The sequence below is a fragment of the Leptospira interrogans genome (assembly GCF_900156205.1).
Lineage (GTDB): Bacteria > Spirochaetota > Leptospiria > Leptospirales > Leptospiraceae > Leptospira > Leptospira interrogans.
In genome coordinates, this window is record NZ_FTNA01000009.1 from 89,256 (window position 1) to 114,666 (window position 25,411).

General features: G+C 34.6%; 20 protein-coding genes and 1 pseudogene. 12 read left to right on the forward strand and 9 right to left on the reverse strand.

The features are described from left to right. Positions 1-46 precede the first annotated feature (46 nt). On the reverse strand, positions 47-640 hold the full coding sequence (gene msrA / locus BW942_RS09630; RefSeq protein WP_000482620.1) for a peptide-methionine (S)-S-oxide reductase MsrA: 594 nt from the start codon (positions 638-640) through the stop codon (positions 47-49). A gap of 491 nt (positions 641-1,131) precedes the next feature. Between msrA and BW942_RS09635 the strand changes: the two genes are divergently transcribed. Both BW942_RS09635 and BW942_RS09640 read left to right on the forward strand, forming a co-directional pair. Continuing rightward, the gene (locus BW942_RS09635) at positions 1,132-1,377 is read left to right on the forward strand and encodes a hypothetical protein (RefSeq protein WP_001008156.1); all 246 of its coding nucleotides are present in this window, start codon (positions 1,132-1,134) and stop codon (positions 1,375-1,377) included. Next, positions 1,374-2,630: an NAD(P)-binding protein gene (locus BW942_RS09640; RefSeq protein WP_000684307.1), complete on the forward strand. Its 1,257-nt coding sequence runs from the start codon at positions 1,374-1,376 to the stop codon at positions 2,628-2,630. Before BW942_RS09635 ends, BW942_RS09640 begins: the two co-directional genes overlap by 4 nt. On the opposite strand, the gene BW942_RS09645 is transcribed toward BW942_RS09640, so the two are convergent. Beyond that, positions 2,627-3,460, reverse strand: a complete 834-nt coding sequence (locus tag BW942_RS09645; RefSeq protein ID WP_000688305.1) for a class I SAM-dependent methyltransferase — start codon at positions 3,458-3,460, stop codon at positions 2,627-2,629. The genes BW942_RS09640 and BW942_RS09645 overlap by 4 nt on opposite strands. A gap of 855 nt (positions 3,461-4,315) precedes the next feature. On the opposite strand from BW942_RS09645, the gene BW942_RS09650 reads away from it, so the two are divergent. After that, positions 4,316-4,846 carry an SET domain-containing protein gene (locus BW942_RS09650; RefSeq protein WP_000570772.1) on the forward strand — a complete coding sequence of 177 codons (531 nt, stop codon included), beginning with the start codon at positions 4,316-4,318 and terminating at the stop codon, positions 4,844-4,846. Between the two features lie 17 nt (positions 4,847-4,863). Here the strand turns inward: BW942_RS09650 and BW942_RS09655 are convergent, their stop codons facing one another. Both BW942_RS09655 and BW942_RS09660 read right to left on the reverse strand, forming a co-directional pair. Continuing rightward, positions 4,864-5,463 (reverse strand): DUF2179 domain-containing protein, encoded by a 600-nt coding sequence (locus BW942_RS09655; protein ID WP_000395815.1) that lies wholly within the window; start codon positions 5,461-5,463, stop codon positions 4,864-4,866. Positions 5,464-5,521: 58 nt separating this feature from the next. Next, entirely contained in the window at positions 5,522-6,322 is an 801-nt protein-coding gene (locus tag BW942_RS09660; protein WP_001054065.1) for an MlaD family protein, read from the reverse strand. A gap of 445 nt (positions 6,323-6,767) precedes the next feature. Between BW942_RS09660 and BW942_RS21975 the strand changes: the two genes are divergently transcribed. The 4 genes from BW942_RS21975 (at position 6,768) to ftsZ (ending at position 10,206) form a co-directional block, all read left to right on the forward strand. Further along, a complete protein-coding gene (locus BW942_RS21975; protein ID WP_002083805.1) occupies positions 6,768-6,899 on the forward strand; it encodes a hypothetical protein in 132 nt (43 codons plus the stop codon). Positions 6,900-7,004: 105 nt separating this feature from the next. After that, a complete protein-coding gene (locus BW942_RS09665; RefSeq protein WP_001216304.1) occupies positions 7,005-7,754 on the forward strand; it encodes a cell division protein FtsQ/DivIB in 750 nt (249 codons plus the stop codon). 1 nt (position 7,755) lies between these two features. Then, positions 7,756-8,985, forward strand: a complete 1,230-nt coding sequence (gene ftsA / locus BW942_RS09670; protein ID WP_001294723.1) for a cell division protein FtsA — start codon at positions 7,756-7,758, stop codon at positions 8,983-8,985. An 18-nt stretch (positions 8,986-9,003) separates the two neighbouring features. After that, positions 9,004-10,206, forward strand: a complete 1,203-nt coding sequence (ftsZ, locus tag BW942_RS09675) for a cell division protein FtsZ (protein WP_000617710.1) — start codon at positions 9,004-9,006, stop codon at positions 10,204-10,206. A gap of 604 nt (positions 10,207-10,810) precedes the next feature. Here the strand turns inward: ftsZ and BW942_RS09680 are convergent. The 3 genes from BW942_RS09680 to BW942_RS09695 form a co-directional block, all read right to left on the reverse strand. Continuing rightward, the gene (locus BW942_RS09680; protein ID WP_082279641.1) at positions 10,811-11,023 is read right to left on the reverse strand and encodes a hypothetical protein; all 213 of its coding nucleotides are present in this window, start codon (positions 11,021-11,023) and stop codon (positions 10,811-10,813) included. 592 nt (positions 11,024-11,615) lie between these two features. After that, a complete protein-coding gene (gene lep, locus BW942_RS09690; protein WP_000648447.1) occupies positions 11,616-11,996 on the reverse strand; it encodes a LipL41-expression chaperone Lep in 381 nt (126 codons plus the stop codon). Beyond that, entirely contained in the window at positions 11,977-13,044 is a 1,068-nt protein-coding gene (locus BW942_RS09695) for a lipoprotein LipL41 (protein WP_001228945.1), read from the reverse strand. Before BW942_RS09695 ends, lep begins: the two co-directional genes overlap by 20 nt. Before the next feature lie 171 nt (positions 13,045-13,215). On the opposite strand from BW942_RS09695, the gene BW942_RS09700 reads away from it, so the two are divergent. Both BW942_RS09700 and nadA read left to right on the forward strand, forming a co-directional pair. Beyond that, positions 13,216-13,728, forward strand: coding sequence for a hypothetical protein (locus tag BW942_RS09700; RefSeq protein WP_001971016.1), 513 nt, complete (start codon positions 13,216-13,218; stop codon positions 13,726-13,728). Continuing rightward, positions 13,725-14,699 (forward strand): quinolinate synthase NadA, encoded by a 975-nt coding sequence (nadA, locus tag BW942_RS09705; RefSeq protein WP_000853488.1) that lies wholly within the window; start codon positions 13,725-13,727, stop codon positions 14,697-14,699. The genes BW942_RS09700 and nadA overlap by 4 nt, the downstream gene beginning before the upstream one ends. 1,192 nt (positions 14,700-15,891) lie before the next feature. Here the strand turns inward: nadA and BW942_RS09710 are convergent. After that, positions 15,892-17,805, reverse strand: coding sequence for a DUF1561 domain-containing protein (locus tag BW942_RS09710; protein ID WP_082279642.1), 1,914 nt, complete (start codon positions 17,803-17,805; stop codon positions 15,892-15,894). A gap of 954 nt (positions 17,806-18,759) precedes the next feature. Here BW942_RS09710 and BW942_RS22095 point away from each other — a divergent pair. Together BW942_RS22095 and BW942_RS09720 are read left to right on the forward strand one after the other, a co-directional pair. Continuing rightward, a pseudogene (locus tag BW942_RS22095) lies at positions 18,760-18,942 on the forward strand (hypothetical protein). 1,278 nt (positions 18,943-20,220) lie between these two features. Continuing rightward, complete coding sequence (locus BW942_RS09720; protein WP_002095496.1) at positions 20,221-22,095, forward strand: RecQ family ATP-dependent DNA helicase; 1,875 nt, start codon at positions 20,221-20,223, stop codon at positions 22,093-22,095. 1,123 nt (positions 22,096-23,218) lie between these two features. On the opposite strand, the gene BW942_RS09725 is transcribed toward BW942_RS09720, so the two are convergent. Then, on the reverse strand, positions 23,219-23,437 hold the full coding sequence (locus BW942_RS09725) for a hypothetical protein (RefSeq protein ID WP_000242458.1): 219 nt from the start codon (positions 23,435-23,437) through the stop codon (positions 23,219-23,221). Here BW942_RS09725 and BW942_RS09730 point away from each other — a divergent pair. Then, on the forward strand, positions 23,411-24,874 hold the full coding sequence (locus BW942_RS09730; RefSeq protein WP_000262844.1) for a cellulose synthase family protein: 1,464 nt from the start codon (positions 23,411-23,413) through the stop codon (positions 24,872-24,874). The genes BW942_RS09725 and BW942_RS09730 overlap by 27 nt on opposite strands. The last annotated feature ends 537 nt before the right edge of the window (positions 24,875-25,411 follow it).

The following is a 25,411-nucleotide window of genomic DNA, read 5'->3' on the forward strand; positions in this document are numbered from 1 at the left end:
CACAAGGAATTGGAGTGGAACACAATCGATTCTGATTCCTTGTGTTTTAACGTTGCCTACACATTTTTTCTAAGTAATCTTCTCTTCCTGAGTATTTTTTATATTTCTTATATTGTTCCGAATTGGTTTTATAATAATTTTGGTGATAATCTTCCGCAGGATAAAAAGAAGTAAAAGGAATGATTTCGACTACGATCGAACCGGGAAACTTTTTGGATTCTGAAATTTCACGTTTGGATTTTTCGGCAGCTTTTTTTTGAGTTTGGTTATGATAGAAAATGCCAGTTCTATATTGATTTCCTCGATCTGCAAATTGTCCACCATTGTCTGTTGGATCGATTTGATTCCAAAAAACTGTTAGTAATTCTTCATAACGAATTTTAGAAGAATCGAATTCTATTTGAACACTTTCTCTATGACCCGTTTTGCCTCGACTTACTTCCTGATAAGTAGGATAGAATTCTTTTCCCCCGGAATAACCGGCTACGACCGAGATAACTCCGGGAAGAGATTCGAATGGTCCTTCCATACACCAAAAACAACCGCCGGCAAATGTGGCTTTTTCTGTTTTAGGAGTCGCCATTAAATTAGGAGAAAAAAATATAATATAGATAAAAATTAAAATTTTAAGATTAAACATCCTACTAAAAGAATTCGAAGTTTAGAAAAATTTGTTACTAAAAAAAGAACTTATACTATTAATTTAAGGGAACTTCTATCGAATTTAAAAAGAATGATTTTATTCAGAGTATATCGTAGATACCGCAAATTTTTATCATAAAATCTGTTTGAGAGTGACCGCAAGTCATCTTAGCTATGAAATTCGTGAGCTTAACTACTATGACCTAAAGTGTTTATTTGCCAAAATTTTCTTACACTGAAGTAGAGTAAATTTCTGCAATAGCTTTATTATATAGAATTGATAAACGGAAGAGAATTGGAAAAATGTAGGAACTACTAAAATTTACAATTCAATTCAGAAAATGTCTCAAAACTGAAAAGCTTTTATTCGCAATGTGAGGTAAATTGTGGGAACTACCACGTTTGTTAAATATTCAAATAGATTTATTTTGAGATTTTAGAAAGAACTCTAAAAAATTGCGGGAACTACCACAAATTTAGATCTTAAAGTTGAATGAATACTTACTTTCTTCCGACAAATATTTCATTCAAAAAAATGTATGCAAGAGGATAGAAATTATTTCGCAAGTAAAAAAGGAACATCAAACTTATACACCAACTAAAGGTCTAAAATTCAGTTTGAGGATCGATTCGATTATCAAAAAATCTTTCGAACGTATAAATATGATTTTCATTTTAAAAGAAAAAAATCCTATGTTTTCTTTTCAGAAATCTAAAATTAAGAACCAAATATGAAAATCGCAATCTTAGGAAGTGGAATCGCGGGGTTAAGCGCGTGTTGGTATTTAAGCAAAGAACATGACGTAATTTTAATTGAACGTCATTCTCTTCCCGGAATGGATGCGCATGGAACGGATATATCTTTAAAGGACGGAGTTTTTAGATTTGACGTTCCTTTTAGAGCGTTCAAACAAAATTATTATCCTTGTCTAATAGAAATGTATAACGAAGCCGGAATTGAGTTTAGACCGGTAGATTATTCTTTTTCTTTGAGTGAAAGGGACGGAACTACTTATTTTCAATTTGCTACGATCGGGATCGGAGGAAATTTTTACCCATTCGTTTCTCCGGTTTGTTTTAAAAACGGTGAATCTAGAAAAATTTTTTCTGATACAATTCGTTTTTATGGCGAATCTGCAAAACAATTAGAGTCCCTGCGTGGAGAACAACTTACGATTTCCGGATTCTTACAAAGATTCGGATATTCTAAAGAATTTGAAAATAAATATCTGATTCCAATGTTCGCCACCATTAATACGTGTACGATTCTAAGTGCAAAAAATTATCCAGCGGAAGCGGTGATTCGTTATCATTCTAAGGGACTGAAGTTTTTACGATTTTTAACCGCAAGTCATGGAACCAAGGACATTACAGAAAAACTTTCCATTGGAGCAAAAGAACTTAGATTAAAAACCAATCCTAGAAAGATAGAACAGAATGGAAAAAAAGTATTTGTTTCTTTTGATGACGGAAAAGAAGAATTTGATCGAGTAATTATAGCCACCCCGGCAAATCAGGCGATTTCGTTGCTTCCAGATGAGATGGCTCCGGAAAAAGAGCTTCTGTCTTCGTTTCATTATGAAGAATCGGAAATTTTAATGCATACCGATCCTTCTTTTATGCCAAATAAAAAAAGACATTGGGCCCCACTTTGTTTTACTCTTTCGCCGGAGACAGACAAACCTTCTGCTACGATTCGTTTGAACAAGGTCCTTCCGGAAATTGGAAAGGTTGAAATCTTTCAAACCTGGAATCCATTAGAAGAACCTAAACGAGGCACTTTGATTTCCCGTTCTCGATTTGAAAGACCGATCATCGATTTGAAAAATCAAAAAACGGTAGAGAAACTAAAAGCTCTTCAAGAACAGCCTGGAAGAAAAATCTGGTTTTGTGGCTCTTATGCAAGATATGGAATTCCTCTATTAGAAGCAGGGGTATCCACTTCTTTAGATGTAAAACGTTGGGTAGAAAATTCGGAACGTTTTTAGTCTGGTTTGACCGCCGAATATAAAACAAATTGAAAGTATTTTTTCATTCTTTCTCCACCTAAAAACTCGGCAAAGTAGGAATATTTACGAGAGATTTCTTTGGGAATACTCGATTCTTTCGATTTCATTTTAAGAAAATTTGAAAAACCCTCAAAGATGTATTTTTCTAAAAAATCAAAACCTTCCAACAAAAAGCCAGAAGATCTTAAAAGTTGGGAAAGAGAATCCGGTGTAACTCGGTTGTTTTTAGGGATCGAACCGGATTTACAAATCATTTTTCTAAACCAAGAATCTATCATTCCCAGTTTCGAATTTTTCAAAATCAGTTCTGCGGAAACTAATTTGCCTCCAGGTTTGAGAATTTTAAAGGCCTGTTTACAAAATTCTATTCGATCGGAAAAGAAAGAAGCGCTGTCTAGACAAAAAATTCTATCTAAAGATTGATGTGGAAAAGAAAGAATCGCTTTTTCGACGGAAGAACAAATCAATTTAGGGGAAACATTTGATTTAGATTCTATCAGTTTTTTTGCAAATTCAGTTTGGACGAAAGAGCCGTTGACGCCTACTAGATCGGAAAAGTTTAGAGAAAATTTTTCTTTCCAGACAAAGAATTGATCCCCACATCCAAAACCCAGATCCAATACTTTGAGCCCAGGTTTCAGATCTGCTTTTCTACCTAAAAGTAGTGCTAACTCTTTACAGGCAGTAGGGTAGTCGGTAGTGTCTTTCCAATAACCGAAGTTTGCCCAGGAAGAATTTTTCGGATTGAGATAAAGATGTGCAAGGGTATCCGGAGCTTCTATACGTTTTTTTTTAAAAAAGATTTTCATTTAGAAAAATTTCGTTAAACCGAAGTATTAAAATTTGTAGTTAAATCGGCCATTTGAATCAATTTAGGTGACCTTTCATTTTTAATGTTCATAGAGAATCTCTATAAAATCTAAAAAGTAAAAATTAGATTTATCGAATTTAAGAATTTGTCCCAAAATCAAAATGAGATCTTGCAGTTTTTGATTTGTTTGAAAAAACTCAATAAATATAAATCTTCATGTCGCATTAATAAATAACTATACATATATTTAGCTTGTATGGTTGCTGTAAAATACGTCTCTGAAAACTTTTTAGAGAAATTGAAACTGATCATTCTACTTTTAGATCCGAGATTGTATTAAAAAAGAAACTCATTCATAAAAAAGTTTATCTTATCCTACTTTTTCAGGAGGATTCGGCTATCCGAGAAAACTTTATACACTCGCAAAAAAGTCCGATTCTATTAAAGAAAAGGATTTTTGAAGAACAAATAAAACTGATTCAAGGAAACATGGGAGATTGATTTTTTACGTTTTGTTTTTTAGAGTTTTACTGAGTAAAGAAAGGTCCTAAATAGAAATAGGTTCTTTCACAAATTTTCGTTGGTCTTAGAAATTTAAGAAAATAATTTTCAAATTGAATGAATGATTCGTCAGAAACGAAATAGGATAAAACTTTTTGAGAGTCGCGGGTCCCTTAATTTTTGTTTCAAGGTAGATCTTAGAAAGGTGATTTACGTTTTTGGAATGAAATTGAGGTCGGCGGGAAGTTGCATTAAATATTACTCGAATTTAGTATTTTAATTGAAGTTTTTTTTATACCATTCTTGATAGATAAAAATTTTGCCAATGGCAATAAACGCAGGGATCTTCTGCATGATCGAAAAACGAATCAACAAATTCGGGGAGAACGGAACCTTCGCAACGAAGGACATCCCCAAGGGAACCTTGCTGTTCAGTTACAGTGAGTGGATCGAAGACGAAGAATTTGGATGGAAAGTTCTAACGGTCGAAGAAGCCGAGTCGCTTCCCGATTCTGAAAAGGACATCTTCATGAAGTACGGATATGATGTAGACTTCGGTTTAGTGACCGGACCTACTAGTGATCAATATGTGATCAATCATTCTAATTTCATGAATCATTCCTGTGATCCAAATATGTGGTATGACCAAGACGATAACATTGTAGCTAAAAGGGACATTCGGGCCGGAGAAGAACTTACCATCGATTATGCGAATTTCATCGTAAACTTCGACCAAACTTTCGAGTGCGGCTGTGGATCGGTAAACTGTAGAAAGTTTATTCGAAAAGATGATTGGAAACTTCTAATCAACGAATATCAGATGAACTTCCCTAAATTCATCCAAAAAGAAATCAAAAAACTTTACGTCAAAATTCCGGTATAAAAACCCAAACGAAAATATTACTTTCTAATTTTTAGGATTTTTTCCAGGATTCCTCTTCTGAGAAGTCCTGGAGAATCTTCGAATGTGGTCGTATTGGTCCTTCGGGCGTTTTCTATCGAATAAAATACGTCCGGTTCCACGTTTTGAACGATCTTCATTGCCTGATCGATTTTTTTTCTTTTTAAAACCGTAAAAACGATTTTGACCGGACCTCGGCTGCCATGTCCGTTCATTATAGTTACTCTATAACCTGCTTCGGAAAGTTTGTCTGCGATTTCACTTCCGTTTTGCGGAGATATGATCCTCAGAAGTGAAAATCCGATCGCCAACTTTTCTTCTAAAATCATTCCGATAAAAGTGCCCGTTGCAAAACCACCTGCATAGGCGAGATAACAAAATACGTTGTTTAGATTTTTGATGACTTGGGTGATTACTACGACCCAAAGTAGAACCTCTAGAAATCCTAAAGAGGCTGCGATTCCTTTTTTTTCTCTTGTAAGAAGTATAACTCGAATTGTTCCGATGGATACGTCTGTGACTCTAGATAAAAAAATAAAACAAGGCAATAGAACGTAATCAAAGATGGGATTTCCTGGTAAAGGAAAGCTAAATTCCATACAATACAAATATCTTTGAAAGAACAATTCCCGTCGAGGAGAAGAAGAGTTTTAAAATTTATAACTTTCCGAAATAATACCGATTACTCACGTTTCCGATCAAAGTAGTTCTACGATACATATTAATCGTGAGTGGAATCGGAGCAGAACGTTCCAACTTGCGGTTCCCTTCCAGATAACGACGAGCATCGTTACCGAAAATTCTAGCATCTGTAAGTAATTCTATCACGTTATCGTACGTTTCCGGAGAGTTAATGATCTGGGGAATTGTTCCTCGATTTGATTTCAATTTTTCTGAAATTTCATAAAAATTATTAAAAGAAGTTCGGATGTCTTCACGATTTTCTCGGATGACTCCCGTGGAAGCCGCGAAAAAATCTTCAAAGTAATCTGCAGAAGGTAAGAAGTCTGGAGATTTTTGTTCTTCTTCTAAGTAAGTAGGTTGAAAAAAGGACGTCTCTTCTTTATCGAAAGATCCAGGGTCTATATCGATGGTTCTTCCAGAGAGAATCGTGTTGGTTTGGAATGTAATTTTATAATTGTCCCAGAGTGTGATTGGCTCTTTCAGTCTAACAATAATTTCGATTGCCTTCGTTTGATCCTTATTGAGGAATCTTTGATCTTCTACTTCGTCAATCGGAACCACGTCTAAACTACGTACAATTCCTTTTTCTACTCCTAAAATTCGAACGGGTGCACCTGGATGAATTCCTTCCAAACGGGGATAATAAATTTTCATGGTATATGGATATTCGTCTTTGGTTCCGGCTTTTTCAATAACGGAGACATACATACTTAAGGAAAATGCTAAGAAGAAAACAATCCCTGTGAGAACGGCTGTGTGTTTGGAAAGATTCATAAAAAGATTAGGTTCCCGTTAAGATCGGATTTTATAGAACGGTCGTTTTGACGCGACTTTCTTTTTTAAAAAATTTCGGGTAGTGATCAACTAACAATCTTAATTGAAAGTTATATAGGAGTTCTTATGAAACCTAAGTTTTGTTTTTTAGAAAAACTGATACATCTTATGATTAAGACAAAGTGATGTTCTTACTGGATTTTATATCTGTCAAAAGCAAGAGCTTGTCCAAAATTTAGTTGAAGAAGTAAAATTAAATTGAGAGAAACAAATGAGTTTTGGACGAATTCCAAATGATGTAAGTTCTGCGTAAGAGGATGAGAAAAAAAGTATGGGTTCCTACAATTTTAAAATTTGTTCGTAAAATCGTAATTTGTGGTAGTTCCCACATCTTAGGAGATCGATCTGTAAAGTTCAGATGCCAACTTTTTTCAGAAAATGAATCATGGCCGAACTCACGTTAGATAAACCTTCTTTGTTTTCTATAATCTTTGATCGGATTTCATTTTTCTTCAACACTTTGGAAGGGAGTTCCTACAAATTAGGTCTTTTTCACGGTAAAATTTCTAGTTTTTGAACAAGTTAAAACGTATCAGCCGTCTGCATCAAAAAACAAAATGTGTAAATAAGATCTAAATACCGATAAGAAAACTACAAAAGAAATTTCTTCTAAGAATTTATTATGAGACATAATCTGATTGACTTTCTACGAGAATTTGTGCAAAAAAGAAGAAACGTCCTACTTTTGGCTCTCCTGATCGGAATTTTGAGCATTGGAATGATTCTTGGATTCGGTTATCAAGGGATGATTCCACGAGAATTGAATAAATTAATCATTACGGGGCATGAAAAGCTTAAAACGGAAGAAATCGTAAGAATGCTTGAAATCCAACCCGGGACATCTTTTGATTCGCTGGACTTAGATCTTTTAGAGAAAAAACTTTCCAGACTTCCGAGGATTAACTCCGTCCGTATTACTAAAAAGTCGGAAGATCAGCTTCTTGTGGAACTTACCGAGAGAAAAGCAATTTACGTCGTCAATTCAAGTGGGCATCTCTATGAGATTGATTCGGAGTTACGACTTCTTTCTCAGGATGATATTCGTGAAAAAGATCTATGTGTTCTTTCTGGGAATTTCCAGATTAAAGGTGGAGCTATTCAAGACGCAAGTTTTAGAGATCTTTATAATTCGGTGGAACACGCGTTTAAAATGTATCCAGCTTTGAAACCTAGAATCTCCGAAGTTTTACTACAAGAAGACGGTGAAATTTTTTTCTTTGCGGATGAACCGATCCGTTTGAGAATTCAAATCGGTACTCTTCTTCATAGAGATCAGGTCAGAAAACTCTACGCTATATTAGCATATTTTGAAAAAGATCGGATTCAGTCCGAACTTGTAGACATCAGAGGAGAAGACGCTGTCTATCACTGATATGTCAGAACCAAGAGATAGAATTATTGCCGCCTTGGATTTGGGGACTTCGTTGACCAAAGTAGTCGTAGCCCGTCCAGTCTCTGAATACGAGGTAGAAATCATCGGGACCGGTGCTTACCCCTCTTCTGGAATTAAGAATGGTTCTATTATCAATATTGAATCTACTACACGTTCCATCATCGAAGCTGTAAGTGAGGCGGAACTTATGTCTGGTCAAGAAATTTCTGTGGTTGCAGTTAATATCACAGGTAAAACCGTAAAGGCAGATAATTCTAAAGGAGTGGTGGCGATTACAAATCGTGATCGAACCGTAACGGAACCAGACGTAGTAAGAGTGATCGAAGCCGCACAAGCGATCCGAGTTCCTGCGGATCAACAAATTTTACACGTGCTTTCCAAAGAATTTTCAGTCGATGATCAAAGCAGCATTCGAGATCCGATTGGAATGACCGGAGTTCGTTTAGAAGCGGAAGTTCATATAGTCACAGCCGGAATAACAGCAATTCATAATTTAGAAAAATGTATTGAATCATCCGGTCTAGGTTGTGAGGTAATGATTCTTTCCAGTCTTGCTTCCTCAGAAGCGGTTTTGACTTCGGGGGAAAAAGATTTGGGAACCGCCGTGTTAGACATCGGTGCCGGAAGTTGCGACTTAATCGTATATGTGGACGGGGGAATTTCTTATTCTTCCGTGATTCCTTTTGGAGGAATCAATGTTACGAGCGATATATCCATCGGACTTAAAACCACTTTAGAAACCGCAGAACTTTTGAAAAAAAGATATGGACATACGATTCTTTCTGAAATTGATCCGACCGAAACGATCGAGATCCCTCCAATCAGTGGTAGACCCGCAAGACAAGTGCTTCGAGAAGAATTGGTTTCTATCATTGAACCTAGAATGAGAGAAATTTTTGAGATGGTAGACAAGGAACTGGAAAAGTCAGGTAAAAAAGGATTTCTCGCGGGTGGGGTAATTCTGACAGGAGGAGGAAGTCTTTTGGAAGGGATTGATACTCTTGCCGAAGACGTATTTCGTCTAACGTCATCTAGAGCCAGGCCGGGTGGAATTACGGGACTTGCGGAGAAAGCGTCTTCTCCTGAATTCTCTACGACCATTGGTATGATTAAATACGCAGACAGGATGACTGATATGGATCAAAAATCCGTGGATCGTTCGGAAGGATGGTCTAAAAAAATTAGAAGATGGATCGAAGACAATCTTTGACTTGTAAGGAAAAATAACATGATCCGATTTGAAGAAGAAACTAAAACGAGCCCCGCTGTAATCAAGGTGTTTGGAGTTGGCGGTGGAGGAATGAATGCGGTGACTAGAATGTCCAATTCTAGTTTGAAAGGAGTTGAGTTCGCGATTCTCAACACAGACGAACAAGTTTTACTTCGTTCTCCCGTAGAAAATAAAATCATCTTAGGAACAAAAGTTACTCGGGGTATGGGAGCCGGTGGAGATCCAGAACTTGGGCTAAAAGCCGCGGAAGAAGATAAGGAAAGAATTCAATCCATTGTTCGTGGATCGGATATGGTTTTTATAACTGCCGGAATGGGCGGCGGGACCGGGACTGGAGCCGCACCTGTGATCGCAAAGATCGCTAAAGAAATGAAATGTCTTGTTGTGGGGGTGGTTACTCTTCCTTTTTCTTTTGAAGGTAGAAGAAGAATGGAATTTGCACGCAAAGGAATCGAACAACTTCGTTCTCACGTGGATACATTGATTTTAATCAATAATGATTCTATCTTTAGAGTTGTAGATAAAAATACTCCGATTGATCTCGCCTTTCAAGTAATAGATGATATTCTTCTCAATGCAGTTCGGGGAATTAGCGACATCATCAACAATCCGGGACTGATCAACGTGGATTTTGCGGACGTAAAAACGATTATGCGCGATACCGGAGACGCAGTGATGGGAGTAGGTGAAGGAAGCGGTGAAGGTAAGGTGAAAGAAGCGGTGGAGTATGCAATCAACAATTCGTTGTTAGACTCTACTTCGATTGCCGGAGCTTCTTCTTTGCTTATCAACGTTTCTGGTGGAAAGGATCTTACGATTTCGGATTGGAACGAGGTTTCTGGAATTATCACTTCTCAAGTTGATCCGAATGCAAATATCATCGTAGGTCTTCATGAGGATGAAAGTCTTTCTAATAAAATTAGAGTGACTGTGATTGCGACTGGTTTTCACAAACGAGGTAAATTGCTTCAAAATCAAGATTCGATTCAGAGAGGAGCACAAGAGAATTACGGGTTTCAAAGAAAAGCAGTTGGTATGGAAAATTCTGCTCTTGAAAAAAAAGACTTTTTCCAAGATGAGAATACGGAACAAAACCGAAATTCGGGATCTTTAAGATTACGTTCTTCGAATAGTTCTTCTTCTAAAGTTGAGGACTACGATATTCCTGCCTATTTAAGAAGAAACAGTTCTGGACCTTAAAGTTACTATTTTTTTTCGAAAAAACATTAGAAAATTCTGTTTTACTTATGAAGAAAATAAATACGGCTTGTTACTCTGACGTATCAAAAGCTAGTTTGTTTTAAAATGTAGGATCTTTTTCTAATAAGTCAACAATTCCAGATTAGGCGTAATTTGTGAGTGTTCCCACATTTTCCAAAAATCCACCGTTTGTTTTTGTTTTGAAAATGTGGGATCTACCGCAAAGTTTAGGTTTTTCTGTAAAATGATGTGGAACTTACTGCAAATCACGATTTCACGAACAAATTCTAAAATTGTAAGAACTCATACTTTTAGAAAATTTTTATTCGTCGCCGAACTCACATTAAAATGGGTTTAAATTTTGATGATGGCCGCAAAACAGCGGTTTTGTGCAGAAATCTAATTGGACAATGATTCTTTTTATGTTTTATGGTAGGGTAGTTCCCACAATTTTCAAAGTTTAATTGGTAAATCCACGATTTGTAAGAGTTCCCACATTTATTTTTTTTACGAAAAAATTGATCTAAAATAAAACGGATTTTTTACGTCCTATTCACGTTAATTAAAATTATCAATTCTGGGTTGGTATAATTTGTAAAAGTTTTTATGTTTTCGAAGAATCTGCCGTTCGTTCTTGGTTTCCATTTTTATGCGTTTTTATAGTAGAAATAGTAAAATCAAAAAATACGTTATCAGTTTTTATGTTCTTGTTTTGAATCTTTTTGAAATTGTAAATTGTAGGAATTCTTACAAAAACTAAATTAGAATTATGAGTATTTAAAATTCGTAATGTGACTAAATCTGTGGGAACTACCACAAATATGGGTTTATTGTTAAGTTGTAGGAATTCTTACGAAGCTAAATTAGAATTATGAGTATTTAAAATTCGTAATGTGACTAAATCTGTGGGAACTACCGCAAATTTGGGTTTATTGTTAAGTTGTAGGAATTCTTACGAAGCTAAATTAGAATTATGAGTATTTAAAATTCGTAATGTGACTAAATTTGTGGGAACTCTCACGAATCTGGGTTTACTATAAAATTTCGTTGTTAATTTTCTACAAAATGTAGGAATTGCATCGCATTTTACGAATTAAAAAGCGTGAGTTCCATAGACTTCAGTACAATAGAGTTGTTAAAAAGTTAATTCTTCATCTTGTTTCTGTTTCATAAAATGGTCGATTGAAGCAGTTTTATTAATCGTTGCTATGGAATTTTTCAAAACTCTGAAATAGGTCGATTCCAATCAATTGCCCCGAATTTAGGTATTTTTAAGAATGTTTACCATAGTTTTTCAAAAAAAAATCTGTTGAAATTTTCTTTTTAAGAAATCTAGAAAAATTAATTGTTTATAATATTTAAAAAATTGAATCTATTTGTAGATTTTGAGAATATCGTTAAGGTCGTGTTCATTTTGATTCTTCTTTTCCGAATTTTTTACATTCTATTAAATCCCTGAACTTTTCCTTTTTCAATTCGCATTGTACTTGTTTGAGTGTTTTTTCGGACATACAACGTAGAACAATCGCTTTTGACATGTCCGGTTGAAGAATCTGTTTCAACATAATCTGTTGCATTGTAGGTGGGATTTCGTCTTCAGATGCATCTGCAATTAGTTTGACGTTGTGCATTTGATTTTCTACGCATTCTTCTTCGTTCGGAGTTTTTCTACATTCAATAAAAAATAAGATCGAAAAAGTTAGGATAAAAATAAGAAAAGCGGACTTTCGTCCGCTTTTCATACAATTTTGTAATTTCAAAGAAACCAGATTACTTTGCGTTGCTTTCATCAACGGCGAAAGTAGCCTCTACTCTTTTTCTAAGTTCTCTCAGATAGCTCTTATCAGCATCTTTTAATTTCATAGCTTCTTCGTAGAGTTTAATTGATTTTTCGAAATCACCTGTTGAAAAATAGTAGGTTGCAAGGTTTGCTTTTGCTCCCCAAGACTGACCTTTTGCTTTTTTATCAGCTTTTTCCCAAGCTTCTTTTGCTTTTTTGAAACTTGGAGTTTCACCAACGATTTCTTCGTAACCTTCTTGAAGAAGTTCTTTTACTTCTTCGTCCTCGTCTTTAACGAAAACTTTAATTCTTTCTGTTTTAACGATTGGAGAAAGTCTGCCCTTGATATAAGCAGCAGCTTCATCCAAACCTTGTCCGAAAGAATCTAAAATTGAAGGGCATTCTAAATTCCCTACGCTATTGAAAATTTTTGCAGGACTGGAAACTACCGCTTTTTTTACTTCCCCAGTTTCTACTTTAATGAGAGTAGCATCGAGAGGAATTAACATCATACGTACTCCAGTAGGTTTAGATACTGGTTCGTTTCCTGTATTTACGTCTTTACCAGTTGCCATAGAAGCGGCGAAACCTGCCACTTTCAAACCAGCTGCAACTGCATCGATTTTATTTTCAGTACTACACTCTGTATAAGGTTTTTGGTAACCTATGTATAGAATTGCTTCCGCTCCAATCAGATTTCCGATCTTCGCTCTATTTTTAGTGATTCCTGTAAGAGAAAGACTTGCTTCGTTGATTGCGTCTGCACGTTTACTCAGGTCGGTAAGTTTGTAATAAGATTCTTTGTCAAACGCCTCGAAAACTTTAGAAGGCATCTGATCGATAAAGCTGGAACCTTCACCGAAAATTGCTTCCCAAAGACTTTTTTTAGGAGCTTCAACAGCCAAACCTACGTTACGAATGGTTCCGAGGAATTTCTGAAGTGCACGGCCTTCTTTATCTTTCGGGAATACCGGATATTCTACATCGACTGTAGCTGCGCAATTTCCTAAGAACATAAGGAGAACTAACACAGAAATTAGAGAAGATAATTTTCTCATGAAAAGTAACACCAATCCTGTTTGATTTTGGGGAATAAGGGATGATTTAAAAATCAAAAAGAATCATGTCAATTATTTTAGAATCGAAAAACTAAGATTTGAAAAACGGATTTTTTGTTCTTTGTTTTTTTGATTGTAGAGACACTTCTCATACAAGATACTGAATTACAAATGGGTTTTGCTGTGCACAAACAATTTGTTTTTATTCTTCTATTTTGTATTATTATTCTTTTAAATTGTGTCACTTCTAAAAAAGAAGAGGATACAATTAATCAACAACTTTTGGGTTGGATCTTATCTTTGAATGCAAACCCGGTTTGTTCGGATTATTATACTCAAGAAAATTTATGTTTAAAATCTCCCGTATCTATCAGCGAAAAATGTTCTGATCAGGAAATGGATCGATTCCAAAAAGGAATTCAGCCAGCTAATATGCAAAATAGGGAAGTTTTAGAAGAATTATTACGGTGTTGGAGCCAATGTAATTCCACGTTTTTTTTGAATTATTCCGGTTCATGTTCTTTTGAAACCGAATCTGATTATGTTACCGCTAAACGTTCTAGTTCTACAAATAGCGGGAATCTTTGGAGACAATGCCAGTCTAATTGTAACACGGGAACGAATTCTTCTTTTCCAAAGTTAAATGGGATTTCAACTACAACTACTTATTGGCCTTATCCATGAAAACTCTCGAAGAAGTTGCAAAAGCTCTTAAAAACACTTATATGGAACATGAGGTGGATGAAAAATTACCTCTGATCCAAGAAATTCAAAGATTAAAAAAAGAAAAGAACGCGATTCTCCTTGGTCATAACTATATGACTCCGGATGTGTTTCATGGTGTTTCGGATATTACCGGCGATTCTCTTTATCTGAGTAAAGTGGCAGCGGATACGGATGCGGATGTAATTCTTTTTAACGGGGTTCACTTTATGGCGGAGACAGCTAAGTTGATGTCTCCTCAAAAGAAAGTTCTCATTGCGGATCTGAAGGCTGGTTGTTCTCTCGCGGAAAGTATTACTAGACAAGATGTAATTGATCTAAAACAAAAATATCCGGGTGTTCCTGTCGTGACTTACGTCAATTGTACTGCGGATGTAAAGGCGGAGACAGATATTTGTTGTACATCGGCTAACGCTTTGCAGGTGGTAGAATCTCTGGAAAGTGATACCGTGATTTTTTTACCAGATCGTTATTTGGCTGCGAACGTTCAAAATCTTACTCAGAAAAAAATCATCACTCATCCAGGAAGTTGTATGGTTCATGAAATGTATTCTGCGGAAGACATTGAACTAACAAGAAGACAATTTCCTGGTGTTACAGTGATTTCTCATCCAGAATGTAAAACTGAAGTGGTGGATCGTTCGGATTATTCTGGTTCTACTTCTCAGATGAGCGATTTTATCCGTAAGTCTGAAGCTAAAAATATTTTTTTAATTACCGAATGTTCTATGGGAGATAATCTTCGTTCCGAATTTCCGGACAGACATTTTGTTTCTACTTGTCAGGTTTGCCCTCATATGAAAAAAATCACCCTCGAAAAAATCAGAGATTCTTTGTTATACGATCAGTATGAAATTCATCTTGATCCGGAAGTGATCGAAAAAGGCAGAATGTCTGTTCAAAGAATGTTAGATCTTTCTTTTAAAAAATAAAATCTGCATATACGGATTTCTATAAAATTGAGTGCTTTTAATTTTCATTACAAAACACTGTTTCGACGTAAAAATATTGGGTATTTATTATATAATCTGATTGAGAAAATAAAAATTTTTCCGTTAATAAATCAATCTACTTGAATTAAGCAGAAGTTTTGTTAAATTATATTTTGAGGTATTTTAGAGAAACTTTAAATACTTTATAATTGAACATTTTTAAAAATTAGAACTGTGTTTCTAATTTTCTTGTTTAAATCGAATAGAGTTGTTAAAAGTGGAGATTAGCAAATTTACTTCAATTATCTATTCCAATGTAACGGAAATAGATGGAGAATTCATTTTTCTAAAAAAAATTGTGATCTCGATTCCTAAAATGTGGGAACTACTCGAAAGTTCACCAATTGTCAAATGCGACTTAATTTGTAGGAACTACTGCAGTTTATTAAAAATTTCTAAAGAACTATCGTGTAAAAATTTTTTGAGATTTGAGACAAGCTTTTAGGTATTTTTTATAGGTTTTGAGCAGAATTACTACTCGGACGCATGAATAGAATACTTGTGTTAGATTGTTTCAAAAATTTGAATATTTGGGTCTTGCTTTAAAATGCCGTAAATCCCGAATTTGCGTTATTTTTTAAGTACCACTATTTTTTCGTAAATTAGGCCGTTAATAACTTGGTACTATTTTCATGCGTCCGAGTAGTAAAGTCTGCTAAATTGGATTATATCTTAAAGTGTACACTATAATTCTATTGAAGGGTTCGAGACTTTTTTGTAAATGTAGGAACTACAACAAATCATGATTTTACGAACAAATTCTAAAAGTAGTGGTTCTTACATTCATTTATTGGAAATGATTGATCTAATTTTTTAAAGGCTAAAAACAGCGGAGTTTCTGCATTTCAAAGTTTTACTGTAAAATATAGATTTTATGGGAGTTCCCACAGATTAAGTCGCATAATAAATTTTTAAACATTCATCTTTTATAATTCGAGTTGGAGAGTTCCTACATTAGAATTGTTGAAAAATTAATTTTCCATTGATTTCTATTTCATGGAAACGGTCGATTGAGGCGTTTTGTTAATTGTTGCTATGGAATTTTTCAACAACTCTATTTATTGTTTATATAAAAATCAGTTTTTTATAAAACGAATTTTTAAACTGAACTTACGTTTCTTAAGTCGTTAAATTACTGCAGGGAGCACCGGCTGCTTTTACTTGAGCATTGGTTTACCGATGTGCTAGCTGGATATCCTCCTGTGCCTCTTCTATCACTTCCTTCCCCGGTGCAATTTCTGTTAGATATCATAGAGTCCAACGGATTGTGGTAAAATCTTCCTAATTGTAAAGTTGAAAGTCCTATTAGAATATTATTGGGTCCTCTCAGATTTCTAATTATCTGTTCAAAATCTGTAGTGGGTCTTAACGCTGCTCTGTATTCTTCAAATGTTGCGGTTGCCATGGTTGTTTCAATTACAACTAATCCTTGAGGGGTTCTAAGAATTGGAACCGCATGCCCTCCTCTCGTTCCATCTGGATAAATCATTGTCATTAACACTAGCCAAATATTTCCGGGTGGGGAAGTTATGAGTGATCTAATGTGGGATCGTATTTCAGACATAGTGGAGAATTCACGAGTGCGCCCCCATTCGTACTGAGGTAAGAGATTCATAGCAGATAAGTATCCTAACGTATGGCTTGTGTCAAAGAAATGGTCAAACACTCTGTAAATATCTACTAGCAACCTGTCCAAGTGCGGATAACGTTGTTCGAACGAGATAAAAGGGTTTGTATTAGGAGCCGTATTGAAGAAGTAACCTCCACTCTGAAGAGGTCCTTGAGAATGATACTCCTGGAGTTCTGCTATCATCTGAAGAGCTTGAAGCATACAAACACCACATACTCCACGTGACGTACGCGAACTTGGATCCGTCCTTGCTATTTCATAAAGTCTTCTAATCCAAGCCTCAGTTAATTGAAAGTCGGGCGGTAAGGTTCTTTTGGCTTTTTTATGTACAACACTTTCTTTATTACCAGCTGGACAATACTGCTCTGTCTTTCCAAGATTAGAAGACGTATAACGTGTCCAATCCAGTAAGCTTTTATCAACTACAAATAAAGAAGTGGGACTATTCTTGGTATCCGTTTTGACAAAATCAGGCTTAGCCGTATAAGCAACACCCCAATTGCTTCCATATCTAGTAACTCTCAGCGCATTTCCCTTATAATCTGTAATCATTCCTCCTTGATCAGTTTCAAAAAAGACATTCCAAAAAGTTGGATTTCCCTTGCTTTTACTTTCAAGTGAATCACTACACCATTTCCATTTCACCCAATTCCATTGATAGTTGTCTACTTGAGAATACATACAGTAGAGAGAACCACTGATTGGATCATACTGAGCGAGATGTCCATTTTCAGGATTGTAGTAGAGAGGAGTTGTATTTTTATCCGAACCACCCCAGCGAATAAAATAACGTTCCTGTCCCTCAGTAGTTTGCAAATCCCAGGCTATAGAAGTTTGAATGCTGATATTTCCGGGAGTGGCTATTGTATTCACCCAATCGTTCATGGAAGGATCTAAAGTATGATTGTATCTATCACCAGAATTTCTAGAGATATAGCCGTACCAATTATAATCCTTCAATCGGTAAAACCCATTTGCAGTCCAAAAAGAATTGTTTTTTATAATCCATCTCTGTAGAGGATCATTGATCGTACAAGGTCTGAGATGAACATAGTCCCAGGTTTCTTCTGCTTTAATTACTTTCTCCGGAGCAGTAATACATAACCACGTATTATTGATGTTATACGAAATTCTTTGAAACACGTCGTATCTTGCATTCATAACGTGCATTTGCCAACACTGTTCAATTATAATGTAACTTTCACCTCCGCTAAAATTAGGACCGTAACAAAACTTTCCTCCATCGCTTACAATTACTTTGATTGGTTTGTCTTTTGGTGGATCGGTAGGTTTTTGAATAACCGAGTATTCAATCTTTGATGAAGCGTGGATATGTGTATGGTCTATACCGTATTTCAAGTAAGTTATAGTAGCAACTAACAAAATCACTATGATAACTTTCTTCCGATTTCGCATTTTTTAACTCCTCTTTTTAAATTACTGCTCTCTATAAATTGTGTATCTTTTAAATTTTTATCGCAAAACACTATTTCAGTGCAAAATATTAGGTGTTTTGCGATATGACATAACAATACGCGATTGTAAGTATATAAAATAAATATAATGTTTATAGCAAATTTTATATGAACCCGTTTTGCTACAAGTTGATAAATAGAGCTATCGGATTGAGTGAAAAATGAATTGTAGTGTTTTTCTAAATCATAGATTCAATCTCCAAACTTTATAATCAGTATCTTTAGATTATGTTTGTTATACAAAACTAAATTATATATAAACTTGTTATAATATACATTTTAAAACGCCACGAAGTTTGATGAATCCATGTTTAGATGCTCTATTGTAGAATTCTGAACAATAGAATTGTTGAAAAATTAATTCTTTGTCTTGTTTCTGTTTTATGAAATGGTTGATTAAAGCGGTTTTATTAATCGCTACTACGAATTTTTCAACAACTCTAATAAAAAAGAAATAGATCAGAATTATTAAATTTTTTCCATCATTTTTACCTTTGATTCTTCTTTTTTTACTCTTTAGTGAAAGCAAGTTTGCATTAATTAGGATATTTGAATGATAGTTCGTTTATTTCGAGCATATATATAGATTATATATGTTAAGATTTTTTAACTATGAAGGTTGATTTGGTTTTAATTTAGTATTAGTGATTCGATAAATGAAAATTTATAAAATTACTAATCGGAGGTCTGAAAATAATATTACCATAAATTGTTTCAAAAGTTAGAATATACAACTTACTCAAAACGCTTAACAATTTCGGATTGGACGCAATTTTTGAGGACTTCTATATTTTTGTAAAATCGACGGTTCATTTTATACCGTTTTCATGCGTCTGAGTAGTAATTACTGCTAAATTCAGTGGATAAAAAAATACGAGTTTGAATTTTATTTGATATTAAGGTTGTTGAAAAATTCCATAGTGAAGATTTATAAAATTGCTTCAATTGTCCGTTTCAATACAATGAAAACAGATCAAGAATTAATTTTTCAACAACTCTATTTTTAAAATGGCTGTTTATATATCTTCTGCAAAATAATAGAAAATTTATCGGACGATACATCTCAATGATCTTGTGAAAGACTCTTTTGTCAAAAAAGTCCAGAAATGTTTATCTAAATTAGATAATAATAAAGTTTTAATTTATGGGTAGATATTTGCTGAAATTAATCTTTGGCGAAAAAGATTAGTTTGTTTTTAAGAGCCCAGCTTGGTTTATAAGAGATTTATGATTGTATAATTGGAAGTACTAAAATTTACTCATTTACCAACCTGGATTATTCAAAATTAACGATTGATTTTACAAATATATAGAAGTTCTTATAATTGTGCGTAGCCCCATTTTATGTTCTTTTTAGAGTAAATCTTACATTCTAACTTTAAAACAAGTACATTGAATTGGGTGATTGAGTTTCCATACTTTAGAGATAAATATCAAGAATTGATCATTTCAAACTTTTGTAGTAGTTTTTGCAATTCAGTTTAGAATATATGAGCTCGAGAAAGTTCAATGTTTATTCTTTTCATTTTAAAATTCATTCCAGAAAATCTAAAAATGTAGGAGCTCTTACAATTTTACAGTTTAAATTCTAAGAATGTAAGAACTATTACAAACATAGTCCTATTATTCATAATTATATAATAAAGTACCTAATATTTTGTATGGAACTAGCGTTTTGTGATAAAATTAGCGGTACTCAATTTTATAGAGATCAGTAATTCCACTCGATACAAAATCTGTAGAGCTAACGCAAAAAAATTAAGGCAGACACACATCAAAATCTTTATGTTTTCGAAAAAATTTAGGTTCATTTTTTTGAGTACCATTTTATATATCTTTATAATAAACATTTACAGAAATTAGTTCGATCAATTGTGGAGAAGATTAAATGAAATTGTTTGATCATAGAATGAAAAAAATATTTACGAGTTAATCAAGATAACCAACCCCACAAGTTGAATAGGATTTTAGAATGAGAAGGATTAAAAAAGCACATTTTTCAAGTGTTCCGACAAGAATGAGTTTTTTTACTTGCAAAAAGTATGTTTTTCTGATAGAGGAAAATTTTCCGAACCTTACCACCTCCACCCAAAAATAGGGAAAACTCAACACAACGCTTTCCTATGGGTCGCGTTGTGGTGTGGGAACTAAGTTTTACAGAGGATTTGTCGTAATTCCGACAGATTTATATTGAGATCAAATACTTGTGGGGTTGGTGATGGTTAATCAAGGATAGTTTAAGAGTATTTGAATTTTTAAGTTTCTTTTAAAAAGAGGCTGACTTTAGGACAAAATTTTATATTTATAGTTTAACCGAACATTCTATAACAATCGAATGTTTACGATTTCAAATCCAATGAATTCAGAACAGAAACAACATATTCAAAATTTAGAATATACTCTCAAAAAAAAGTGGGGATTATCCAAATTTAGATCCGGACAAAAAAACGCGATTGAATCTTTGATGGCTGGGAAAGATACGTTAGCTATTCTTCCAACGGGAGGAGGAAAATCTCTCATATATCAATTTCCGGCGGTTTTGGATGAAACCTCATTGACACTTGTAATTTCTCCTTTAATCGCATTGATGAAAGATCAGGTAGATTCACTCAAGGCAAAAGGAATCGCGGCGGAATACTGCAACTCCACTCAAGACGATCTAGAGCAACTGAGAATTTTAAGTAGGGCCGTTACCGGTAAAATCCGAATTTTATATCTTTCACCCGAAAAGGCGCTTGGAAGACAGGTGCTTGAAATTCTTCCAAAATTTCCTTTGGCAAGAATTGCCGTAGACGAAGCGCATTGTGTATCCCAATGGGGACACGATTTTAGACCCGAATATAGAAAGATACATGAACTTAGGGAAAAGTATCCGAAATCGATACCGGTAATTGCGTTAACCGCCACGGCTACGTCTAGAGTTATCAAGGACATATCAGATTCGTTAGGACTCAAAAATCCAATATTGATCAAGGGAAGTTTTTATAGGGAAAATCTTAGTTTTTCGGTTCGTTTTCCTCAAAACGAAATTTCAAGAGAAAACGAACTTTTGAAACTTTTGGCCCAAGGAAACTTTCAAAAAATCTCAAGTGGAAGAGCGATCGTCTACTGTGCAACTAGACAAAAAGTAGAATCAGTTTATGGTTTTCTAAAGAAGAATGGATTCAAAGTTGGTAAATATCACGCGGGAAGAACCGATTCCAGTAGAGAAAGGGCACAGGATGGATATAACAACGGAAAGACAAATATTCTAGTGGCGACTAACGCGTTTGGAATGGGATTGGATCAACCGGATGTTCGTTTGGTGATTCATTATCAAATACCAGCTTCTTTGGAAAGTTATTATCAAGAAGCGGGAAGAGCAGGAAGGGACGGAAAACCTTCTGACTGTATTCTTTTTTATCATCCTTCCGATCTTGTGACACAAGGTTTTATAATAGGAAAGGAAAACAATCGAAAAGGAGGAGAAACGTTACTCTCCCATTTAAAAGAATATTCCATTGCTAACAAATGCAGACAACAAGCTCTTTGTTCTTACTTTGGCGAAGAGATCTTACCTTGCAAAATCTGTGACATCTGTTTAGAAAAAGAATCCGTAGAATCTAATTTTGCAGACGAAAGAAATCAGTTTTTGGAAAGAGAAAAAACCAAACGATTAAAACAAGAAGTAAAAGAAAGATATAGTTTTTCAAAGGAAGAATTAGAAACGATTGAAAAAGTATTAGAACAAATTCCAGGTAAGTTCGGTAAAAGAATGATCGTAGGAATATTGCGTGGTTCTAGGTCGAACGAAATTCTGAGAAAAAAATTGGATCGTTTAATCGGATACGGTTCTTTACGTTCTGTTGCGGAAGAAGCGATTCTAAAAATTTTGGACGAATGGATTTCAGAAAAAAAGGTAAAGATCGTAGGAGACAAATATCCTAAATTGATTCTTTCTTCTACGGTAATTCTCAAGGTTCCCCGTAAGAAAAAAAGTTTGGATGTAGAAAGCGAAAAAAAAGTAATTCCCGCCAAAAACTTGATTCAAGAATTAAAAAACTTTCGAGACAGAGAAGCCAGAAGAAGAAAATGGAAAAAGTTTATGGTACTTCAAAATCCTGTTATTGTTCAAATAGCAAAGGTTATGCCGGAAACTCCTGAAGAATTATCTTGTGTAAAAGGAATGGGCGTTGCTAAGGTAGAAAAATTCGGCAATGATATTTTAAGAATATTAGAAAAATGGAAATAGAAAATATAATTCTGTAAAATAAATTTATAATTCAAAGATGGTGGAATAACAACGATTTCTGTAGAAATTCTATTTTATTGATTCTATATATTGAAATATTATAAATTTAAAAAACCGCTTAGGCCCGAATTTTAAATATTAATTATATGGCTCTGAGTAGAAAGTTATTTTAGGGCCATCTATAAAATTCAAAAAGAATCGTCGCTCAATCAAATTTTTGAATCAGTTATCGCTTTGTGACTATCAACAAGAATGAAAAAACTATTTAATATAGGTTCTTGCAAAAATAGAATTTTTGTAGAATTGAAAGAAGATAGATTTATAATAAATCAATTTTCTTTCTAAATGAGTTTTAGAATATTAAGTTTTTTAAATTTACTATTTTGATGAATGAATCGGGCGTGCCTCCGCGCTCAAAATTTTTAAAAAAATATTTTCTGGTTTTGGCGCGGAGTCGCGTGTTTACGGGCTCGCGGATTTCCGCTCGTTCTCTACGAGAACGCTTCGCGCCCTCCAACCCGCTCACGCGAAAATAAAACAGTAAAAACTGAAATTGCTGGTTTATAGAAAAAGATGTGATGGATTTGAAAAAAAACTATGTTAGCTCTAAATAACATGAGTTCGGTATAAGAAAAACTAAGAAAATTTTTTACTCAGAAGTATATAATAAAGCTTCAGTATTTTACGCGAACTAAGGCTTGCGATAAAAATTAAAAGTAGATTGTTGAAAAATTAATTCTCCATCGGTTTCCGTTGGATGGAAATGATCGATTGAAGCGGTTTTGTTAAACTCTACTATGGAATTTTTTCAACAACTCTAATGAAAATCGTAAAACGGCGATTTGATGAAGAAAATTGATATTGAGAAAGTTATATTCGGATTTTGTAGAGATTCCCTTATAAAAAAATGAATTCAGAGGATGGGATGGATTCTTATACGTTTTTTGAGCTTATGTGAAAAGTTGATAAAGGCTAGAAGCTATATATTTCTTAAGACGGAAAAAAAGGGGACGGTGTAACTTTCGTCCCCCGTCCATTTTAAAGTGAAAATTCGCAGTGGAAGACACAACCAGGGAGGTTGTAGTCCATCCATTGAAAAGTATCGGCAAGGGGAGTTCCTACATTAGGCTTCTGAATAAAAAATAAAGGACCAAATTAAAAAACTAAAAAATTTATGCAGTGCAAAATCTTTGACTTTTAACGAGAAGAATATTTCCTGGCTATCATTATGCTGACCGTCGTAACTATATTGTTTCTGGCTATTTATGGGATCGACATAGTCGCTCTCTTTTTCTTTGGGATTCATACCTATATCATGGTATACCTTTATAAAAAGAACCATACATATTGTGAATCCGAGCCAGACAAAATTTTAGACATCAACAATCCAAATCTGCCAGTAGTGACTGTGCAATTACCGATTTTCAACGAATATTATGTAGTGGACCGATTGATTGAAACAACTGTCGCACTTAAATATCCGAAAGATAAACTTGAAATACAACTTTTAGATGATTCTACAGACGAGACTGTCGAAAAGTCTAGAAATCTAATCAACCATTATAAATCACTTGGATTTGACATTCATCATCTTCATCGATCAGGGGCGGAGCGTACCGGACACAAGGCCGGGGCTTTAGAAGCGGGGATGAAAGTTGCTAGAGGAGAATACATCGCAATTTTTGACGCGGACTTTATGCCGAATCCTGATTTCTTAATTAAAACCGTGCCATATTTTGATGATCCTCAGATTGGAATGGTACAAGTTCGTTGGGGACATATCAACGCGGACTATAATGTTCTTACCAAAGCACAATCTTTTGGAATCGATGGACATTTTATGATCGAGCAGGTTGCCAGAAATGGATCTCATCTTTGGATGAATTTCAATGGGACTGCTGGAATTTGGAAAAAAGAATGTATTATTGATTCCGGTGGATGGGAACACGATACTCTTACGGAAGATTTTGATCTTTCTTACCGCGCAGAAATGAAGGGATGGAAATTCCGCTATTTTAAAGATATTGAATGTAAGGCCGAGATTCCAGCAATGATTTCTGCGTATAAATCACAGCAATTCCGTTGGTGTAAAGGTTCTATACAAACTGCCGTCAAGTTGCTTCCAAGAATTCTTCGTGCAGATCTTCCTTGGAGAATTAAGTCAGAGGCGATTGTTCACTTAATTAATTATTCGGTTCATCCTTTAATGGTGATCAATATACTTTTCAGTGCTCCTTTGTTGCTGATGGACTACTGGTCTGGTTTCAGCTTCTATGATTTACCAATTGAAATTTTAATGGGAACTGCGGCAATTTTATCGGTAGGATCTGTCGGTCCTATGATCTTCTATGCGTATTCTCAGAAAATTCTTCATAAAGATTGGAAAAAAAGAATGTTATATCTTCCAATTTTAATTATGATCGGAACTGGAATTGCGATTGTAAACACAAGAGCTTGGTTAGAAGCGATACTTGGGATTCAATCTTCATTCAAACGTACTCCTAAACTTAAGATCGAAAAGAATACGGATATATTGAAAGAAAGACTGAAATATACTGTGCCTTTGGATTTTCATGTGGTGCTTGAATTTCTAATGGGGTTTTATTGTATTGGGACCGTTTTTCTTTCTTTTGCACTCGGAAAGCCTCAGATTGTAGGTTTCTTAATGATTTATGCACTCGGATTTTTCTATGTGGGATATTTATCTTTGAAAGATGCACTCTGGAAATTGGGAGCTTCTAAGCAAGAATCTGCAAAAGAACTTTCTACCCAGGCATAAGGATAAAAACAAAACAAGGCTAAAGAGCTTTTTTTAGCTTTGTTTTTTTGAAAAGAAAATCAGTTTTTTCCATAAATCGGCCTCTATTAAAATTCAAAAAGAATTATCGCCTAATCAAATTTTTGTATGAAATTGCAGTTTTGTGACCATTACGAAAATGAAAGACCTATTTTAACACGAGTTCGGTTAAGAAAGAATTTTCTAAAAGTATGAGTTTCTACAATCTTAGAATTTGTTTGTAAAATCCTGATTTGCAGTAGTTCCCACATTTTACAGATAAACCTAAGTTTTATGTGAGTTCCTAGACTACGACAGATTCAACTGTTATAAATTTCTGTTTTTTAATTTGCAGTAGTTCCCACATTTTAGGAATTGATTTGTGAAGTTCACGATTTTTTTTTCAGAAAAATGAATCATGGATTCCTCACGTTGAATCCACTTTATTTTATAAAGGTTTCCTGAGTGTAAAACTTGATGTAAGAAGTTCGTTTTATAAAAACTGATTTTTCTGTGAAAATAAAATGTGGGAACTCTCAC

Bases quoted from the DNA above. Each gene is read 5' to 3' on its own strand.
- BW942_RS09655 (WP_000395815.1), bottom strand. From the start codon at position 5,463: ATGGAATTTAGCTTTCCTTTACCAGGAAATCCCATCTTTGATTACGTT.
- ftsZ (WP_000617710.1), top strand. From the start codon at position 9,004: ATGATCCGATTTGAAGAAGAAACTAAAACGAGCCCCGCTGTAATCAAG.
- BW942_RS09640 (WP_000684307.1), top strand. From the start codon at position 1,374: ATGAAAATCGCAATCTTAGGAAGTGGAATCGCGGGGTTAAGCGCGTGT.
- nadA (WP_000853488.1), top strand. From the start codon at position 13,725: ATGAAAACTCTCGAAGAAGTTGCAAAAGCTCTTAAAAACACTTATATG.
- msrA (WP_000482620.1), bottom strand. From the start codon at position 640: ATGTTTAATCTTAAAATTTTAATTTTTATCTATATTATATTTTTTTCT.
- BW942_RS09665 (WP_001216304.1), top strand. From the start codon at position 7,005: ATGAGACATAATCTGATTGACTTTCTACGAGAATTTGTGCAAAAAAGA.
- ftsA (WP_001294723.1), top strand. From the start codon at position 7,756: ATGTCAGAACCAAGAGATAGAATTATTGCCGCCTTGGATTTGGGGACT.
- BW942_RS09650 (WP_000570772.1), top strand. From the start codon at position 4,316: ATGATCGAAAAACGAATCAACAAATTCGGGGAGAACGGAACCTTCGCA.
- BW942_RS09695 (WP_001228945.1), bottom strand. From the start codon at position 13,044: ATGAGAAAATTATCTTCTCTAATTTCTGTGTTAGTTCTCCTTATGTTC.
- BW942_RS21975 (WP_002083805.1), top strand. From the start codon at position 6,768: ATGGCCGAACTCACGTTAGATAAACCTTCTTTGTTTTCTATAATCTTT.
- BW942_RS09660 (WP_001054065.1), bottom strand. From the start codon at position 6,322: ATGAATCTTTCCAAACACACAGCCGTTCTCACAGGGATTGTTTTCTTC.
- BW942_RS09730 (WP_000262844.1), top strand. From the start codon at position 23,411: ATGGTATACCTTTATAAAAAGAACCATACATATTGTGAATCCGAGCCA.
- BW942_RS09710 (WP_082279642.1), bottom strand. From the start codon at position 17,805: ATGCGAAATCGGAAGAAAGTTATCATAGTGATTTTGTTAGTTGCTACT.
- BW942_RS09725 (WP_000242458.1), bottom strand. From the start codon at position 23,437: ATGGTTCTTTTTATAAAGGTATACCATGATATAGGTATGAATCCCAAA.
- lep (WP_000648447.1), bottom strand. From the start codon at position 11,996: ATGAAAGCAACGCAAAGTAATCTGGTTTCTTTGAAATTACAAAATTGT.
- BW942_RS09645 (WP_000688305.1), bottom strand. From the start codon at position 3,460: ATGAAAATCTTTTTTAAAAAAAAACGTATAGAAGCTCCGGATACCCTT.
- BW942_RS09700 (WP_001971016.1), top strand. From the start codon at position 13,216: ATGGGTTTTGCTGTGCACAAACAATTTGTTTTTATTCTTCTATTTTGT.
- BW942_RS09720 (WP_002095496.1), top strand. From the start codon at position 20,221: ATGAATTCAGAACAGAAACAACATATTCAAAATTTAGAATATACTCTC.